Source organism: Pontibacterium sp. (genome assembly GCF_041587635.1).
GTDB lineage: Bacteria > Pseudomonadota > Gammaproteobacteria > Pseudomonadales > Balneatricaceae > Pontibacterium.
This window is the reverse complement of sequence record NZ_JBFGYC010000703.1, coordinates 1-1,684: the sequence shown is the minus strand read 5'-3', so window position 1 is coordinate 1,684 and position 1,684 is coordinate 1. Positions and strand designations below refer to the sequence as shown.

General features: G+C 49.3%; 3 protein-coding genes. 2 read left to right on the top strand and 1 reads right to left on the bottom strand.

The genetic code is table 11. From position 1 onward, the window contains the following. Positions 1–642: class I SAM-dependent methyltransferase (locus ABYW01_RS20950; protein ID WP_372836493.1), on the top strand; the 642-nt coding region annotated here is incomplete at its 5' end. Next, positions 643–1,134: a hypothetical protein gene (locus ABYW01_RS20945; RefSeq protein ID WP_372836491.1), complete on the top strand. Its 492-nt coding sequence runs from the start codon at positions 643–645 to the stop codon at positions 1,132–1,134. A 70-nt stretch (positions 1,135–1,204) separates the two neighbouring features. On the opposite strand, the gene ABYW01_RS20940 is transcribed toward ABYW01_RS20945, so the two are convergent. Further along, the coding region (locus ABYW01_RS20940) for an HDOD domain-containing protein (protein ID WP_372836489.1) at positions 1,205–1,684 on the bottom strand (480 nt) is incomplete at its 5' end.

The following is a 1,684-nucleotide window of genomic DNA, read 5'->3' as shown; positions in this document are numbered from 1 at the left end:
GTTGTATGGGGGGACGTGCCGGAGCAGTCAGAAGTGACTGAGCTGGGCGTGAAATATCACATTAAACCGTCTCGCAATCAGAACAGTGGATTGTTCCTTGATATGCGTGAAGGTCGGCGTTGGGTTCAGCAAAATACGCAAGGGCAACGTATACTTAACTTGTTTGCTTACACCTGTGGTTTTTCTGTAGCGGCTATTTCAGGTGGTGCAGAGCATGTGGTAAACGTCGACATGTCGCGCAGTGCGATTGATACAGGTCGGGAAAATCATCGTCTTAATGGTTTTGCCAAAGAGGCTGTTACATTTCTGTCCTATGATCTGTTCCGTTCATGGAAGCGCATTCGTCAACTTGGCCCGTATGATCTGATTGTCATTGATCCGCCAAGTTTTCAGAAAGGCAGCTTCATCGCAGAGAAGGACTACCGTAAGGTGATTCGCCGTCTGCCGGAGTTAGTTGCCGAAAATGGTCAGGTAATGGCCTGTCATAATGACCCGAAGCTGGGGACCGACTTTCTGAAAGGTTTAATGTTGGAGGAGTGTCCGGATTTTCACTTTGTCGAAAGGTTGAAAAATCCGGCTGATTTCCCGGAAGCGGAGCCGGAAAAGGGACTTAAGGTGCTGTTGTATAAGAGGGAAGGTTGAGTGGACATAATTTATATGGATCTGGAGGCCAGCGGGTTGGGTGCTGAGTCTTACCCGATTGAGGTTGCTTGGAAATGTCCTGCGACAGGCCTGAGTGATAACTTCTTTATTAATCCTGACAGCATTTCTCATTGGCGTTACTGGGATGAGTTTGCCGAAGAACTGCATGGCCTTGACCGCGAGCGATTGGTGACAGAAGGCATCAGTGCAGAGGCCGCGTGTCAGCGATTGAACGAAGCGTTGAAGGGTAAAACGCTGATCAGCGATGCGTTGGAGTTTGATTCTTTTTGGATGCGTCGACTGTTTAAAGCGGTGGGTGTATCGTCAGAATTTACCATGGCCGGGCTGGAAGCTATCCTGAGTGCCGAAAGGCTCATTCAGTACCGATTTATCGCGCGTAGCCAGTTTCGTCGGCACCGGGCAATGCAGGATGTTGATGATCTGATTCTTGCCGTTGAGGCGGTTAGCGTTGAGCAGACGGAAGATTCCTGATTGGATAACGATATTTGAAATATAAAAGGCAGCTTAATTTAGCTGCCTTTTTTGTGCCTGTATGGAGCGATTACTCGTTCAGGCCTTCGAGGCCTGATTCCAGCTCTAATGCGTCGCTAAGCTCAGAGAGAATACCGCTGGAGAGGCCTGCGATCTCGGCTACGTCCAATGGGAAGAAATCCCGAAGTTCAGCAATATCCGTTTTATTTCGACGTGCGGCGTTAATCACACACGCGAGATTAACCACGGCTGCAAGGGCAGACGGGTCTTCAAAATCAGTCGGTTTTTTATGCTGTAAAACAGCTTCGCCGAGTTCAGCAGGGAAAGACCACATATTCAGCAAAGCCTGACCGGCTTGTGGTGTTACAAAATTGAGGCGCTCCATCTCTGCGTCGGAGCGGCTACAGCCGGTTTCATCGACCCGTGTTTGGATAGCTTGCGCTAATTTCGGTTTGGAAATGTGGAGCAAGAGGCGGCCAATATTGTGAATCAGACCGACGGTAAACGCCATATCAGCATCGGCTTTCTCTGTTTTTTCGGCGAAGAACCG